The organism is Rhizobium sp. PP-CC-3G-465 (assembly GCF_004343445.1).
In the GTDB taxonomy this organism is placed as follows: domain Bacteria; phylum Pseudomonadota; class Alphaproteobacteria; order Rhizobiales; family Rhizobiaceae; genus Ferranicluibacter; species Ferranicluibacter rubi.
On sequence record NZ_SLYH01000002.1, the window covers coordinates 1 to 15738 of the forward strand.

At 62.0% G+C, this 15738-nt stretch carries 15 protein-coding genes and 2 pseudogenes; 2 read left to right on the top strand and 15 right to left on the bottom strand.

The window, feature by feature from the left end; all coding sequences use genetic code 11:
- Positions 1-305, bottom strand: a 305-nt coding sequence (locus C8J33_RS12400) for a DUF736 domain-containing protein (RefSeq protein ID WP_245507164.1), incomplete at its 3' end; no start/stop codon positions are given.
- A 626-nt stretch (positions 306-931) separates the two neighbouring features.
- On the opposite strand from C8J33_RS12400, the gene ltrA reads away from it, so the two are divergent.
- Complete coding sequence (gene ltrA, locus C8J33_RS12405) at positions 932-2458, top strand: group II intron reverse transcriptase/maturase (RefSeq protein WP_110803123.1); 1527 nt, start codon at positions 932-934, stop codon at positions 2456-2458.
- Positions 2459-2925: 467 nt separating this feature from the next.
- On the opposite strand, the gene C8J33_RS27905 is transcribed toward ltrA, so the two are convergent.
- The 14 genes and pseudogenes from C8J33_RS27905 to C8J33_RS12475 all read right to left on the bottom strand — a co-directional run bounded on the left by C8J33_RS27905 (position 2926) and on the right by C8J33_RS12475 (position 14396).
- Positions 2926-3414 carry a hypothetical protein gene (locus tag C8J33_RS27905; protein ID WP_422038131.1) on the bottom strand — a complete coding sequence of 163 codons (489 nt, stop codon included), beginning with the start codon at positions 3412-3414 and terminating at the stop codon, positions 2926-2928.
- A 31-nt stretch (positions 3415-3445) separates the two neighbouring features.
- Complete coding sequence (locus tag C8J33_RS27910) at positions 3446-3595, bottom strand: hypothetical protein (RefSeq protein ID WP_343289803.1); 150 nt, start codon at positions 3593-3595, stop codon at positions 3446-3448.
- A 590-nt stretch (positions 3596-4185) separates the two neighbouring features.
- On the bottom strand, positions 4186-4590 hold the full coding sequence (locus tag C8J33_RS12420) for a type II toxin-antitoxin system VapC family toxin (RefSeq protein WP_132664554.1): 405 nt from the start codon (positions 4588-4590) through the stop codon (positions 4186-4188).
- Positions 4590-4835, bottom strand: coding sequence for a type II toxin-antitoxin system VapB family antitoxin (locus tag C8J33_RS12425; RefSeq protein ID WP_110729215.1), 246 nt, complete (start codon positions 4833-4835; stop codon positions 4590-4592). The genes C8J33_RS12420 and C8J33_RS12425 overlap by 1 nt, the downstream gene beginning before the upstream one ends.
- Before the next feature lie 83 nt (positions 4836-4918).
- Positions 4919-5113 (bottom strand): annotated as a pseudogene (locus tag C8J33_RS12430) (hypothetical protein); the annotation flags it as partial.
- A 284-nt stretch (positions 5114-5397) separates the two neighbouring features.
- Positions 5398-6600, bottom strand: a pseudogene (locus C8J33_RS12435) (plasmid partitioning protein); the annotation flags it as partial.
- Positions 6601-6714: 114 nt separating this feature from the next.
- On the bottom strand, positions 6715-7362 hold the full coding sequence (locus C8J33_RS12440; RefSeq protein ID WP_422038263.1) for a plasmid pRiA4b ORF-3 family protein: 648 nt from the start codon (positions 7360-7362) through the stop codon (positions 6715-6717).
- 85 nt (positions 7363-7447) lie between these two features.
- A complete protein-coding gene (locus C8J33_RS12445; protein WP_132664555.1) occupies positions 7448-7678 on the bottom strand; it encodes a hypothetical protein in 231 nt (76 codons plus the stop codon).
- A 120-nt stretch (positions 7679-7798) separates the two neighbouring features.
- On the bottom strand, positions 7799-7942 hold the full coding sequence (locus C8J33_RS12450; RefSeq protein ID WP_165917059.1) for a hypothetical protein: 144 nt from the start codon (positions 7940-7942) through the stop codon (positions 7799-7801).
- A gap of 268 nt (positions 7943-8210) precedes the next feature.
- On the bottom strand, positions 8211-9242 hold the full coding sequence (locus C8J33_RS12455; protein WP_110803096.1) for an ABC transporter ATP-binding protein: 1032 nt from the start codon (positions 9240-9242) through the stop codon (positions 8211-8213).
- The gene (locus tag C8J33_RS12460) at positions 9239-10945 is read right to left on the bottom strand and encodes an ABC transporter permease (RefSeq protein WP_132664556.1); all 1707 of its coding nucleotides are present in this window, start codon (positions 10943-10945) and stop codon (positions 9239-9241) included. The genes C8J33_RS12455 and C8J33_RS12460 overlap by 4 nt, the downstream gene beginning before the upstream one ends.
- A 55-nt stretch (positions 10946-11000) precedes the next feature.
- Positions 11001-12023 (bottom strand): Fe(3+) ABC transporter substrate-binding protein, encoded by a 1023-nt coding sequence (locus tag C8J33_RS12465; protein ID WP_110803098.1) that lies wholly within the window; start codon positions 12021-12023, stop codon positions 11001-11003.
- Between the two features lie 310 nt (positions 12024-12333).
- The gene (locus C8J33_RS12470) at positions 12334-13020 is read right to left on the bottom strand and encodes a response regulator (RefSeq protein ID WP_110803099.1); all 687 of its coding nucleotides are present in this window, start codon (positions 13018-13020) and stop codon (positions 12334-12336) included.
- Positions 13017-14396, bottom strand: a complete 1380-nt coding sequence (locus tag C8J33_RS12475) for a sensor histidine kinase (RefSeq protein ID WP_132449364.1) — start codon at positions 14394-14396, stop codon at positions 13017-13019. Before C8J33_RS12475 ends, C8J33_RS12470 begins: the two co-directional genes overlap by 4 nt.
- Positions 14397-14626: 230 nt before the next feature.
- Here C8J33_RS12475 and C8J33_RS12480 point away from each other — a divergent pair, with 230 nt between their 5' ends.
- Entirely contained in the window at positions 14627-15571 is a 945-nt protein-coding gene (locus C8J33_RS12480) for a helix-turn-helix domain-containing protein (protein WP_132664557.1), read from the top strand.
- Positions 15572-15738: the final 167 nt, after the last annotated feature.

Below are 15738 nucleotides of genomic sequence, written 5' to 3' on the forward strand. Positions count from 1 at the left end.
CAGAGGCTTGAGCTGCATGCGGGGAAACTCGCACGTGCAGTTCTTAGGGGGGCGCGGCCTGGAAACGGGCCGCGCCTACCCGACTCCAGCTTGACGGAGAGATATTCGCGCTGCGTCTCGCGGGCGGTCTTCTTCCAGGCCGCGCCGAACTCGGTGGCGCCGGCGAAGATGCGGAAGTCGGGGCCGCGCTCGCTGTCGCCCTCGGTGGCGACGAACTTGGCCTTGACGTTGAGGGTCAGGGTCTTGACCGCGCCGGTGAAGCCCGCGCCGTTTTCGTTCTTGGTGAAGGTGCCGATGGTCGCCATGGTCGTGTTCCGTGCGCCAAGAGTGACGGCTGGAAACCGTCACGCGCACTTTTTGCCCCTGCGGGGTGGGAAACCCCGACGCCAACGTGCCGCAAGTACGGGGGCTGAAGCAGACGGGTGAGGTAAGCCGGGTGCCTCCGGCAAGCCATAAATAAGCAGAACCCGTCAAAGTCGGAGGGTCAGGGACTTCCGCCCATGGTCCGTCCGGCAAGCATGCCTGCTATGGGAAGAGTAATCGAACCGATGTTTGAAGCCTCGTTGCAACATGGAACCTGTCAAACCGGAAGTGGGCAGGTCGGTCGAAAGACCGGAGGAGCGCCGATCCCCGCTGGATTACCGGGGATCAGGGGTGCGCGCTATCGCGCGCGTCAGCCAGCGGCCCAGCTTGCGGTGGCCGTTGGTCGGAATTCTCACGGGGTAAAGTCGGTCCCTACGGCAGGCGAAGGGACATCAGGTGAACTTGGGAACCTTGCCGTGTTCTCTCTCGCAGGATTGCGCGAGATGATCGAGGCGACCGATGATCGGCGCGGCAGGGGGCGGAGTCTTCGTAGTAGTCCGAGGGCGGGAAAGCCGTCCACATGGCGAAGGGAGACAGTGAGTGAAGCAAGCCGGCAGGAGGTGGGCCGATGAAGCCAGACGCGGTGAATACTGTGTTCGTCCTCGACATGCAGCGCAAACTTCACAGGTGGAGTGTCGCGGACGCCGACAAGGTGTTCGCGGATCTGTTCAACATCGTATGCGACCGCAGGACACTCTCGGAAAGCTGGCGACGATTGTCCCGTAACAAGGGCAGTCGAACACCAGGAACCGATGGCGTCACGCGGAAGACGGTCGAAGAGCGGCCGGGCGGCGCTACGCAGTTCATCGAGGATATTCGAAACGAGCTGCGCGGCGGCACATATCGGCCAGAGCCTGTCAGGCAAAGGCTGATTCCTAAACCGGGTAAACCCGGCAAGGTACGTCCACTCGGCATTCCGACGCTCAAAGACCGACTGGTACAAATGGCTTTGAAGCTCGTGCTGGAACCAATCTTCGAGGCGGACTTCTATCCGTCCTCATACGGCTTCCGGCCCGGCAGGAGCACCCATGATGCGCTGGCGAACATCCAGCGTCATCTGCACCCCACACCCAGCGGCACCTCCGAGTACCGCATTGTGATCGAAGGGGACATCAAGGGCTGCTTCGATGCCGTCAATCATCACGTGCTGATGGAGCGCGTACGCCGCCGTATTGGGGATCGCAATGTCCTCAGGCTCGTACTCGCCTTCCTGAAAGCTGGTGTCATGATCGAGGGCTCCGTCCATCACCCTGTCACGGGCACCCCGCAGGGCGGCATCATCTCACCGTTGCTGGCCAACGTCTATCTGGCTGCCATCGACGAGAGATATGGACGGTGGTCGATGCGTCCTCGCGAGCGTCCGCAGAATGCAGCCGACCGGCGGCTCTATGACCGCCGGAGAAACAGGCCGACATTCTTCGCCGTTCGTTATGCCGACGACTTCGTCGTGCTGACGGATGGGACGCTCAAGGACGCCGAAGCCGAAAAGCTGGCGCTGGCGCAGTTCCTCAAACAGGAATTGCGCATGGAGCTATCGATGGAAAAGACCAGGATCACCCAGGTCGGGGAAGGCTTCGACTTCCTCGGCTATCGGGTGGTGCAGACCAAGGCTCGCCGCACCGGTCGTATGGTCGGCAATCTCTTCATACCGAAGAGCAAGCTGAAGGATTTGCGCCACAAGATCAAGGTCAGGGTGAAGGAGACCCCGACAGGTCAATCCCTTGCCGATCTCATCGAGAGCCTCAACCCGGTCATCACCGGCTGGCGAAATTACTACCGCTACGCCACATGGGCCACGCGGGACTTCTCCGGTCTGGATTGGTGGCTATGGGAGCGCATCGGGCGATGGCTGCGCAAAAAGTATCGAAAGGCGACATGGCGTGAGCTGTGCCGCTGCTTCCGCGCGACGGCGCCTGACAGCCGCTGGCGATGGGTCGACAGACCGAAATCGCTGCGGTTCTTCCGGGAAGGTGGATCGATCCGCTTCCCGTTCCGGGGCATACGAATACCAAACGGATGGAACGACCCTGACGAGAAGTTCCGAAAAGGAGCCGATCGATTCTGGGCATCGTTCAACACCCTCATGTCCGTTTGAGGGCCACCCGTGGCAATGGCCACGCATGGAGAGCCGGTAGCTTGGAAACTTGCACGTCCGGTTCGGCGAGAGGGGCGCAGAGACCACCTGCCGCGAGGCAGGCAGGCGCTGTGCTCCTACTCTACTTTCGGTTTGCTCGAGCCGCGCCCCTGCGCGACCTCGATGGGGTGTCAAAGACCGCTGGCGATCGCCACCGCATCCCGAAGGGACCGAAATGGAATGCAGGACGGCCGAGAGCGGCTTTCTTGGATCGCGAGGAATGCGAGCGCAGAGAGCAGGGAAGAAAGTCGCAGAAGGCCGTTGCGGTCAGGCGATCGAGACGCAGTCGTCCTGCGGTCACACCCATACATCGAGGACGTGCCGGGGCGCACCGATCATCAACGCAGAAGGATCCCGACCGAGGTGTGTCTATCATCGACGGTTTGAAGCACAACCAGCGGGGACACCGCCATTGATGCAGGCTCTTGCTACCGCTGCACGACTGCCGAACTCGATTCCGTTGAACGTACCGTCGACACCGCCCCTTCGGACAATGGCAGGCGAGAGCAACGCTCCCCCGAAACCCCTCGAACGCGCAACATGGCAAGCAACCTTGCCGGGAACTCAAGTTTCCCACCTCGACATCGGCTAACTGCGAACGAGGCCGACGGTGGCGCGCGCCCTGCAAGGTTCAGCCCGAAAGGTGCGGCGGTCGACAGGTCGGCCTCGTCGAGAGGAGCCTCCGAACGGTGGAGGCAGACCTCGCCCCGGAGACCGCGCAAGCCGGTGCGGATCGCCCGATCGACCGCGACAGCATCGCACCAGACTTCGGGATCCTCGTCGCGCATCGTCCGCCATACGGCTTCGAAATCAAACGGGCAGCCGATGCAGGCGCTCTTCGGTGGAGGGGGATAGCTGTGCCGGTTGAGCCAGCGCAGGCAATCGTGCCGGGTCATATGCCGCTCGATCAGCGGCATCAATCGACCTGCCACGCCTCGCGCGCAGGTTTCATGGTACGACCTCGTCCAGCGAAATTCCGAGCCATTGCTCGACGACGGGATGCTGGGACGAGCGCTGGCGTGTCAGGCCCGCAAGCTCGCGGACCTTCATGCGGATCGGCACAATCTTGACGTCGCCCGCGCCTTGGCGGCGGATCATGCAGATAGAGATCGTTCCCGTTGGCGTGCCCGTGTGGAAACCTCGACCAGGTCGCCGTCCTCGTCCTCGTCGAGGATGGGCACCTCGGTTCATGCAGGCGTCACGATCTTCGTGAAAGCCGGGATCGACGCCCAGCCTTCTCCGCTTGCGGCCTCCATGAGGCTGTCGCGGATGTTCCCGGCCGAGACGATATGGACCGGGAACGGCAGGACGTTCGGCGACACCAGCAGGCGAGATGGTCTTAGTCCGTTCGCGGCTCCCAGCCGGTATCGACGAGATGGCGCAGTCGGGCATTGGCCCGATCTCGCCACTGGCCGCCATCAGCGCCAGCGTCGTCGATTGCACGCCAGCGCCGAGGCTGAGAACGCGCAAGTAAGGAGTCGGAGGTGTGAGGCCCCGCCCCGGCGGTGGACCTGCCGGTAGGAAAACCGTGGATGCGTTTGCTCCCATCCGTCTTGCAGGAGCGTGCCGTGCCCCGCTGGAAGAGGATGCGGAGCGCGCGGGTCGCGTCAAGAGCCTGTCAACGTCCCGATCAGCGCCTCTGACGAAAGCCTGTGAGCCGCAGAGCGCAAGGATATCTGGGTTGCAGCCTACGGCACGACGTCCAGATCGGTCTTTCTGAACTCGTCGGCCGTCGCCAGGATTGGCACGCGATAGTATTTGGCGCAGGCATAGTGCAGGCAGTCGCCGAGATTGAGACCATGCCGCCCGGCGCGATAGCGCTGCGCCGCTGAAAGCGACAGGGCGACCGTTTGTTTGGCCGGCGGCAGATCCCGGATCTCGATTCCGCGCGCCTCCAAGAACTCAAGAACGATCGGCTCCACCGCCTCGACGCTCAGCCCGAACTTGTCCGGCCGAGCGAGGCCGATAACGGACTCGAGAATGGCGACCGGTGAGGTGATACGCTTGGAGGCGCCTGCCAGCGATGTGGACACCCGCTCCGCCTCGGGCTCGTCGGACAGAAGCGCGATGATCGCGCAGGCGTCGACATACATCAGCGGTCCTCCCACATCTCGTCGAAGATTTGGCCGTCGAGCGGCTTGCGTGCCTCCTCCGTCAGCGCGACACCGTGCTTCTCACGCAGCCGCGCGGCCGTCTGAAGCGCCGTCTCGCTGTTGCGGCGGCGCTCGATCGCTTCCTTCATGGCGATGACGATCGCCTCGGTGATGCTGAGGCCTGCCATCTGCGCGAACTTGCGCGTGAGCGCATCGGCCTCCGGATTGTTGACGTTGATCGGCATGAGGCCCTCTATGTAGATCAGCTAAAACTAAATGTAGATGATTGCGTCTACATTTCCAAGAGTGCTGGAGAGTGCGGGCTTTGTCAGAGCGAGAGCGCCCAGTGGACTGGCGGGGCCGAAGCCCTACCCGCGTTGGCTGTGGCGAGCGCCGCCATCTGGAGATCGGCAGCCTTGCGATCGACGGTTGCACCGGCGTTCTCGATCTGGCGCTCGAAGGGCTTCCAGCGCTCGCCGACGATCTGCTCGTAGGCCGCGACCGCGCCCTCGGCGGCCATGCGCGCCCTCGATCCCGCGATGGCCTCCCGGCTGCTTGCGGATCAGATGCACGGCATTGTTGGTGTTCTCCCAGAGTGCGAGCTTGCGCCTGTGATGCACCGGCGGTCTTGCCGTACCGTCGGCGTAGCAGATGATCGCGCCGAGTAGCGCGAGGTCGTGGATGTGCTGTGCGGACATGAGGTCCTCCCTGGTGTGGCGCGATGCGCGTGAACTTGAAACGGAACCGCCGCCGGCTTGCGGCCGGCGGCGGGTATTCGTTCGGAAAAAAGAAGAGGGAAACGCGCGGCTACTCGGCGGCCTCGCGGAAGGCCTCGGCCACGTCGGACGCCGCCGTGCCATCCTGTTCGTCGTCGGTGACGATGCTGGCGTCGTCCGCACCTTCGTCGCTCGCCGCGTCGTCGCCCTCGAATTCGGCCGGATCGTCCGGCAGGCCGTCAACATCGACCTCCCCGTCTTCCGATGCGCGGTTTCGCGTCATCCATTCGGCAAGCGCCTCCGCCTCCGAAGCAAAGAGCGCGGACGGGTGGACGAACGGCGCCTCCCCGAAATGCTCCACCAGAGCCGCACGCGTGTCGCGGACGCGGGCACGCGGCAGGACGGGCGTGTCCTTGCAGGAGCCTTCGAGCGCGCCACCCGACAGGCACGATAGGAAGGCCTCGGTGCCCATGTCCGGCAGGAACGTGGCCGCGCCGATCGCCTCGCGGGCGATTTGCGCGACGATCCCGCTGTTCGTCTGGTTCACGCGAGCCAAGAGCACATCGATCAGCATCTAGCGGGCCGCAACGCCCAGCGTACCCGGATCGAATTCCAGCGTGCCATCCTCAATGACAAGCTGCACCGCATGGCGCGCGAGGCGCTTGCCGCCATAGCTCGTCGCGCTCGAGCCCGACTGGACCTTGCCGTCCCGGTCGAGATACCAAGCGCTGCGGTCGGACTTGGAAGGCTTGCCGTAGACGCGCTCGGCTTTGGGCGGCAGCTTCACCTCGCCCCACTGCGTCGTTTCCACGATCGCGCCGCGCTTCGGCAGATGGTTTGCCATCCACTCGTTCTGCACCCCGAGAAACGCCTCGACATCGGTGGTGTAACGGCTGTCCTGGTCGGCGGGCGCGAACAGGTCCTCCTGCCAGACGATGCCGTAGGCCTCGGCGACAGCGTCGTAGAAGCTCGCATCCTTCGCCAGCATGCGCGTCTTCGTCAGCCCCTGCGCGACGCTCCACCAGGTCACCTGCGGATCGCCCTTCTTTAGCTTGTGCTTCTTCCAGACCTCCACCTGCTCCTCGCGCGAGGCTGCGGCGATCGTACGCAGCTGCCGCTCGTCCGGCATGTCGCCTTTGGCCATCTGGTCGAGCATGGCAGGTAGAACGTTAGCCAGAAGCCGGAGCTTGCGGATCTGGCGCGCAGGAAAGCCGAGGGCGACGCCGATCGCCTCCTCGGTCCAGCCGAGCGCGACCAGCCGCTCGATCGCGCGCCACTGGTCGACCGGGTTGAGCGGTTAGGTTTTGTGTCAGGTGTCCTTTTGGCTGGATTACACTGATTCTAAGCACTTTTCAGCTGTGAGCGGTAGTTCGATTGTATCTTTGGCTTCGAAACCCTCTCGCGTCTGTCAATTACGAGCTTCGCGACGGAACCGGTAGCCGCCCTTTGATGCGCGCATGGCCTTGGCGATCGCCTTGTTGATGTCATCGAGATTGCAGGTCTCCGGGTGAAACTTGCGACCCACCCACCGGCGCATGGCATTATGTTCCTCGTGGTCAGGATCGAGCCAGGCTTCGAGGAAGTCAGCATAGCCTGAAGTCCCACCAACATCTTCGGGAGGTCCGGAACGTTTACCTGCGATACAGCGAGGATATTTGGCATTCTCCTCGCGCGCGACGCGCTCCAGGCGCAGCAGATGACGCCAATTATCGCCAAAGTCGTATACATAGAGGATCGTGAGAGGGTTTTCCTCGGGATCGTAGGGAAAGTGAAGGTCGATCATCCTAACCTCGGTCGCCTCGAAGGTCCGGCTGTCGGACAGACCATCCTCATCGTACTCTGGTGCCCCGTAGATAAGGCCTCCGATATTGAACTGATGCAAATGACTGTCAGTCCAGCCAAAGGCGGCCTGCAGCAACTCGTGGAGTTGAGCGAGGTTGAGAATGATGGGCAGTTCGAGCGTGCGGCTGATCATGGGCTCGATGCCGAGGATATGAACCTCGGCGCGCACGATGAAGCGGTCTGGATCGAAGGGGTCAAGCATGCGGCAGATCATGCCGCGCACGAATGTTGCGGGCAATAGATAGGACGACAATTGTCCTTCGACGAGCGCAGTAACCAACCTGCAATCGCAGACGACATCAGGATTTTGGCCCGCGCGGGAGAGGCATCGGCTTCATGGCGCGATCGCGCTTAGTGATCAGGCAGGCATTAAGACGCTTCTGCCGCTCGACCTCCGCCTCGGCGTCGAGGATGCGCTTCAGCAAGGCGGCATTTTCCGTCACCATACGCCGCTCCTCGATCTGCAAGACCTGGATCAGAGCGCGCTGCTGGGCGAGCTTGTCTTCCGGGCCGCCAGCAAGATCGAACATGAACTGCATTTCTCGCAGAACAAGACGTTATCGGCATATGCAAGCGAAGCATCGACCCTTTCACGGATCAAGGCCTAGCCTGCGAGCGCGTCATCTTCGGATGGCGCCCTGTTCTTTCGCCTACGTGCATTCTCGATACAACTCGATCGACGGCGCGTGCGCATCGATCATCTCGCGGACCTTGCCTGCAATCGGCAGGTTGGCCTTCTCCGCCTCCCAAACGGCGTGGAAACGCTCGACCGTCTCGCGTGCCGTGTTGAGCACCAGCTTTCTGACAACTCCGTCTTGGCCGCGAGATGCGCCAGTTTATTGGCGCGCTTAATGATGGCCTTATAGTCGGTAAAATCCGCATGTTCGATAAGCGGCGACTTTTTGGCACGCTGCTTGATATCCATTTCCCTCTTATCAATCCATCAATCGAGCATGCTGTCAGGCAGTTTTAGATTGCGGCAATTCGTTTCTGGCCGCGATTCCATGGGTTTTGGCAGTGACTGAGCAGTGGTCGGAAAATGGAAGAATGGCCTGAGCCGTATCAGAAGATCAGGACCTTTTCAGGCGAGACCGAGATAAAAACGACGTCTGCATCCTCGGGCAGGCGGGCTGAGGTTGCGCAGGTCAACGGTTGGTCAAGACCTTCGACGTGAAGCATGACATGCTCTGTTGCCCCGAGAAAGACGCGTCGCCGAATGCGTGCTCGGATGGCCCCGGGACTTGTTGAAATGTTGATCGCATCCGGTCGTATATAGAGCGTCGTCGCGTCCTCCGGCGCCAGAGCAGGCGGCGCGGCGAAGGTTCCAAGAGGGGTTTCCACCCTGCCGTCGCGCAAGAGGCCGGGTACCGCATTCAGCGCGCAGAAGAACGCCGCCGCATAGGCATCGAACGGCCGGTCGTAGAGATCGTAGGCCGTTCCCACCTGCACGATCGCGCCCCCGCGCATCAGCACAACGCGGTCTCCAGCCGACAGAGCCTCCTGCGGATCATGCGTCACCATGATAACGGTGGTTCCGGAGGCGCGCAGGACTGACAGGGTTTCGTCCCTTACGCGCTGGCGCAGACCCTGGTCGAGGTTGCTGAACGGCTCGTCCATAAGGATGATGCCGGGCTCGGGAGCCAGCGCCCGGGCAAGCGCTACCCGTTGCTGCTCTCCGCCGGACAACGCATGGGGAAACCTGGCGGCCAGATGCGCGATACCGAGCCGGCCGAGCAGATCTTCTGCGCGGGCTGCCGCCTCGGTACGCCTGCGTTTCTTCAGGCCGAAAAGGACGTTGTCACGAACGCTCAGATGCGGGAAAAGCGCGTAGTCTTGGAACATGAAGCCAACGTTGCGGGCTTCAGGCTCGATGAAACCATCGCCATCGACGGGGCGCCCACTGAGGAAGACATGTCCGGAATCCAGCGTTTCCACGCCGGCGATGACTCGAAGAAGCGTCGACTTTCCGCAGCCGGAGGGCCCAACGAGCGACAGGATCTCTCCTTGGTGGATATCGAGGGACAGATTATCGAGGGCAGTGGTGCTCCCGAACCTGCGTATCGCCTTTTGCAGCCGCACGGCCGGTTCCGTCATGTTCGCGTATCCTCGATCGCTTCATTTTTTCGCGACGACGTCGATGATGCCGACCCCGCGACACCGACGCGGGACAGGAAGACAACAGGCAGGACAGAGATGGCGACGATTGCGAGCGCTGCGATAGAGGCTTCCTCATAGGTGCCGCGCGCGGCCTCGCCATAGAGATGAGTCGCGAAGGTTTCGACATTGAGCGGACGCAGGAGGAGCGTAGCCGGCAGTTCCTTGACGCAATCGACGAAGACCAGCAGCGCGGCGGCCGCTATGGCTGTCTTCGACAGCGGTAGGTGAACATGCCGGAACGTTCCCGAAGGCGACTGCCCGAGCGTGCGGGCGGCATGGTCGAGCGAAAGCGGGATGCGCGAAAGCCCCGCTTCGATGCCTCCGGCCGAGATGGCCAGGAACCGGACGGTCAGGGCATAGACCACGGCAGCGCCTGACCCCAGGAACACGAGGCCGGTGGAGATGCCGACCCACTGGAGCGCAGCGCGGTCGATAAGCTGGTCGGCACTGCCGAGCACGATCAGAACGCCGATGGCAACGACAGTGCCCGGGGCGGCATAGCCGAGGGTGGACACGCGCAGAAGCCAGCCGGTGTCCGGGCGCAGGCGCGCCGCATAGACAATGAGAAGTCCCAGCGTGATCGTCACGGCCGTCGCCAGCGTTGCAATGACGATCGTGTTGACGGCCTCATGGAGGAGGCGAGCGGAGAGCGACGCGAACTGGTAGCGTTTCCACGCTTCTATTGCGAGGTAGATGGCGGGCGCAACGAAACCGAGCAGCACAGGCACAAGCCCGGCGGCAAGCAGCAGCACGCCCTTCGACGGCGCGACCGAAACCGGTGTCATGCCGCGGTTGCGCCGGGTATCGCCGGCGTAGCGCTGCCTGCGCCGGGCCCATCGCTCGAGCGCTACCAGTCCGACGACGATAAGAAGCAGCATGAGCGCAATCTGCGCAGCCCCGGGCAGGTCCGTGCGGGTGATCCACGTCGTGTAGATCGACACCGTCATCGTCCGCACGCCGAGAAACTCGGCCGCCCCCACATCGTTCAAGGTTTCCATCAACGCCAGCGCGATGCCAACGGCCACGGCAGGCCGTGCCATGGGCAGGGCAACACGCCAGAAAACGGCACGCCTCGATATCCCGAGCGTTCGGGCGGCATCGATCAGATTGCCGGGCTGCGTCAGAAACATCGCCCGCGTCGGAATATAGACATAGGGATACAGGACGAAACCGAGAAGCAGAATGCAGCCTGCCATGGATCGGATATCTGGAAGGCGGAACTGCCGAGGGCTTTCATAACCGAGCATCCAGCGGACGGCGCCTTGGACCGGGCCGATCGGGTGGAGAATGTCGAGATAGGCATAGGCGATGATGTAGGTGGGCACCGCAAGCGGCAGGAGCAGCGCCCCTTCGAGCACACGCCGCCCGGGAAAGGCGTAGGCCGTGACCAGCCAGGCAGCGGCGGTACCCAGCGTGGCGGTGACAAGGCCGACGCCGGCAAGAAGAATCACCGTATCCACCAACGCCACCGGTAGGATGCTCGATACCAGATGCGCCCAAAGCCCGGGAGATCCCTTCAGCGCTTCGAGTGCGAGCCCTACGAATGGCAGCGCGACGACAAGCGCGACGACACCGGCGCAGGCCAGCCAGCGCCTGCCGGAACGTCTGAGAAGGCCGGCGGCCGGTGAACTGGCGGGCATCGCGGTATCCAGGGGTATCGGAAGACGGCGCCCACATGAGCGCCGTCTTCGCGGGTCAGTTGTCGAAGCCGACCTTGTCGACCAGCGCGCTTGCTTCCTTACGGTGACCGACGATCTCGGACAACGGTGTCTTGTCGATCGTCAGGGGACCAAACGCGGCGATGATAGGATCGACGGCAACGCCGGCTTTGACGGGATACTCATAGTTCGCCTGTGCGTAGATCTTTTGCGCATCGTCGGAAACCAGGTATTCCAGTAACTTCACGGCCTCGGCCTTATTGGGGGCATGCTTGGCGACGGCCGCGCCGCTGATGTTGACCTGGGTGCCGCCATCCTTGAACGTGGGCAGTACGACCTTGATCGCCTGCACCCATTTCGCCTGCTCCTCGCCACCCTTGCCCGACGTCATCAGGCCGACATAGTAGGTGTTGGCGATGCCGATATCGCAAATTCCGCCGAGAATATCCTTGGCGACATCGCGGTCGCCACCGGCAGCCTTGCGGGCAAGATTGTTCTTGACGCCCGAAAGCCATGCCTCGGTTTCGACCGCTCCATGATGGGCGATGTAATCGGCGAACAGAGCGGTGTTGTAGGGATGCTGGCCCGAGCGGATGCAGACCTTGCCCTTGTACTTCGGGTCGGCGAGATCCTCGTAATGGAAGGTCGTCAGGTCCAGGTCCTTGGCGGCGTAGAGCACGCGGCCACGCATGGACAGGCCGAACCAGTGCCCCTTGGCATCACGCAGCTGCGCGGGAACGGCGGCGGTCAGCACGTCGGAATCGACGGCCTGTGTGACGCCCCGTTCAGCCAGATCGACGAGGTTGCCGGCATCGACGGTCATCAGAATATCGGCGGGCGAGCTTTCGCCTTCGGACGCCACGCGTTCGGCAAGGCCGTCCTTGAGGAACACGGTATTGACCTTCGTCCCTGTCGCTGCCGTGAAGGCTTCGAGAAGCGGGGCGATCAGCGCGGGTTCGCGGGTCGTGTAGACATTCAGGTCGGCAGCCGCGGAGGTCGAGGGAGACAGCGCCAGGAGGGCGGCGACGGCGGTCGCGGTGAGGAAGGAATGCGCGTGCATGGAGTGCTCCTTGGATAAGGTTCGGGAGAGCCGCTAGGCGACTTCCTGCGATGCTTCGATAGGGACGACCCGGCCAGGCTTAATCTGTTCTCGATCACTCCACTTAAACGGATGAGCAGGCCCGATCCATGCGGACCAAGGTCCGTATCGGGAAGCCTGCGGGACAATTCCGTGGGAACGGCGACGAGCGATGTCTCCACGTCGGGAGAGAATGGCGGGGCCAGTGTCGAGACGCCGCTGCATCTCGACACATTCATGGCGCACCTGTCGCTTTATCAGGTACGCGTCCATGGATACGATGCTGCTTCGTTCAAAGCTTCCCGCCCTGCTGCCAGTCGCGCAGGACCATCGCAGCTTCTGTTCTGTTGCGCGCCCGCAGCTTCCTGAGGATGCGGGTCATCACGTGTTTGATCGACTTTTCCTGGAGAACCAGCAGACGCCCGACCTCCTTGTTACTGTGCCCTTCTGCAACGAGCGACAGAATCTGCTCTTCCCGCGGAGTCAGCTTGGGCATCGCGTCAGCAGCAGGGAGGTCTGTATCGACACGTAACGCAGTGACCTGCGCTCGGGCCGGCGGGCGGAGAGCTAGGCTTTCCGGCACGCAGGTCTTCCCGTTCGCAACGCTGCGCAGCACCCGATGCAATTCGTCAACCTCGACACCCTTGAGCACGTAGCCACTGGCTCCGGCCGAGAGCGCATCGACAACGTCCGTTTCTCCGGCGGACGCCGTAAGGATGACGATCAAGGCGTTCGGGTCGATCTGGCGAATGGCGTGAATGGCGGCATGGCCGCCTCCCGGCATCGAAAGATCGAGCAGACTGATGTCGGGCCTGTGCGTCCGAAAGAGCGCAATGGCGTCGTCGGCGCTGGCGCCCTCTCCGACGATCTCGATGCCGGCCTCTTCTTCCAGACCGCGAACAACGCCCATGCGGAACATCGGGTGGTCATCGACGATGGCGACGCGAAGCGCGCCTGTCTCTATTGCAGTGCCTCTCATGGCAGGAACATCCTGACCAATGTTCCCGAAGGCATGCCGTTCGATGCCGGGGTGATCTCCATGCGTCCGCCGAGACTTATGATCCGTTCTCTTAGGCCGGCCAGACCGAGCCCCGGCCGATCCGGGTCCGGCTCGCTGGAAAAACCGATGCCGTCGTCTTCGACGCAGGCCATGATGCCGGTGTCATGGGGAGAAAGCTCGGCCTTGATACGGCTTGCACCAGCGTGCCGTGTTGCATTGCTTAAGGTTTCCTGCAGGAAGCGGTAGAGGCAGATCTTGGCACCCTGCGTTTCTACCGCGACATCGGCAAGCGCCGACTCGACTGTCGCGCCCGAGTGGAACGCATGCGCCTTTATGGCGCGCAGTGCGACCTCCCGACCCGACAAGCCTTCCAGTTCCGGGAGCCGCAGATCCTGGCAAAGGCTTCGGATTTCGGCAATGGCATCATCGATGGAGCGGCGAACAAGCGTTTCATCGTCGGGGCGCCCCTTGCCCTTGCGGATGGCCTCCAGCCGCAGGACGGCAAAAGCGAGAAGCTGGGCAGGTCCGTCATGGAGATCCGCGGAGATGCGGCGGAGGTAGCGCTCGTTGAGGGTCACCGCACGTTGAGCAGCCTCGTCCACCGCGTTGCGCAGCGTCGTATTGGCGGCCAGCAGTTGCGAGAGATGTTCCACCTGATCGTCGAGCCGCCGGCGCTGGCGGTCAATACGGTTGCTGCCGCGCGCGACGATGACGAACAGAAGCGCCAGCATGGCGATGGTCACGCCGGCAACCACCAGCCAGCTCCGAAGGCGGGCGCGGGAAAGAGCCTCCCGGATATCCGCCGAGGGCCTGTAGAATTCCGCAACGCCGATGATCCGGCCGGTTCCGGCATCGCGGATAGGGCTGTGAATTTCCAGAAGCTCCTGGCCGCTATCCCGCTCGACAAGGTGCTCTGCGCCGGCCATCTCGTCGAACGCCGCCACCACCTCACCGTTCAGCGCGGCGAGCATTTCCGGCTGGAGAGCGAACCGCTGTCCGACCAGCCCCGGATCGCTGCTGAAGGCGACGTCTCCCTCCGGCGTCCAGATCTTGAACGAGAAGAAGCGTTCGGACAACGGCCCGGTCTCGACTGCCGCCAGCAGGTTTTTCTGCGCGGGGGGATCGAGCGCACTCTGATGCGCCAGTGTTTGGGAAAGCGGCGATACGATGCTGTCCACAAACAGTGCCGTCGCATCAGCCCGGTTCTGCACGATCGCCATTTCGATATTCGCCGTGACCCAGAGCCCGATGGCCGCCATGCCGGCCATCAGGACGATCAGTCCCGCGATCGCAAATTGCCAGGCAAGACTTAGCTCGGCGCCAAGACGTCGAAGGGAGAGAGGAACCGCTACCAAGATGGTCTGTGCTCGCTCACGTGTGGGACCAATGGCTGTCGTTGGCGAAGGTCGAATGGCAGACGTCCCAAATCGAGAAACATTGACGGCATTTCTACCCCTGCCGCAGCTGAAACAAAACCGGCACCAGGCCAGTCGTTCGAAGCGCCAATTTAAGCCACGGCAAACATAGCAATTGCAATACGGAAACCCGTTCTATGTTATGTTAGTAAAAATAGAGGTAACTCGTTATGTCGCAGCTGGAATTTTTCGACAATGACCAGGCAAATGATAGCATCAGGAGGCTTGCAGCCCCTGTCAATCTTGAGCCTATGGAGAAGGGCAAATTCCATATCAAAGGTCGGATCGAGCAAACCGGCGGCCTGACGATCTTCGGATTTGCGTCGATCACGGGATACCATGCCCGATACATCCGCGCCTTGGATGATTTCGTTTTCGCCGTCCAGCGCGGAAGCGTTGACCTCGATGAGCCCTTGCGGATCAGAGGCCTGAATGTTCAATCTACCTTTGTGGTCGATCGCAGGGCTTCGGATGGGAAATCCATACTGCCTATGTCGTCTCAGACAGGCGTCAGCATTGAGGCTACCACATTGTTAAAAGCAGTTTCTGACCGACTTGGTGAGGAACAGGTTGCCCGTATCGCCTTCGATCCAGGCGGGATGTCCCTACCCCTCCACATCGCCTGCGAGAATATCTGCTACACGTTGCAGATGGGGCTGTCCGAACACGGCGGACTGGCTGGGAACCCGCTTGTGATTGCTAATCTCCAGGACGCCTTGATCAACACAATCTTATACGGCGCCCGGCATTCCTATTCAGCGGCGTTGCTGCATGGATCCATCGAGTTGCCCCGACTGGTCCGTCGGGCTATGGAGTTCATGGACGCCAATGCCCATCTGCCGATTACAACGACGGATGTGGCTGTTGCCTCGGGGCTTAGCATACGATCGCTTCAGCTGACATTCCGGGAGCGATTGGAGACCACCCCACAGCATTACCTTAGACGGATACGGCTCAAGCGTGCCTATGCTGATCTGAAATCAGGCCAGGGGCAGGGGGTCGGAGAGATCGCGCGGAGATGGGGGTTCCACTCATCTGGAGAGTTTGCCCGACTCTTCTTTGCCGAGTTCGGTGAGAAGCCCGGCAACCTTTTTCGAGAGGGAAGCCGGCGTTAAATTGGCGAGAAGGTCACTGGTACGCAACGGAGATCTGAATTCCGCATAATTACGTTAGTATCTTCTATCATTTACATATTCTCAATTTTTGACCCCACTTTTAGTGTGCAGGCATACCTTTCCGCACGGCAGATCACACGATCTTGCGGATGCCTTATTGCCAGCTG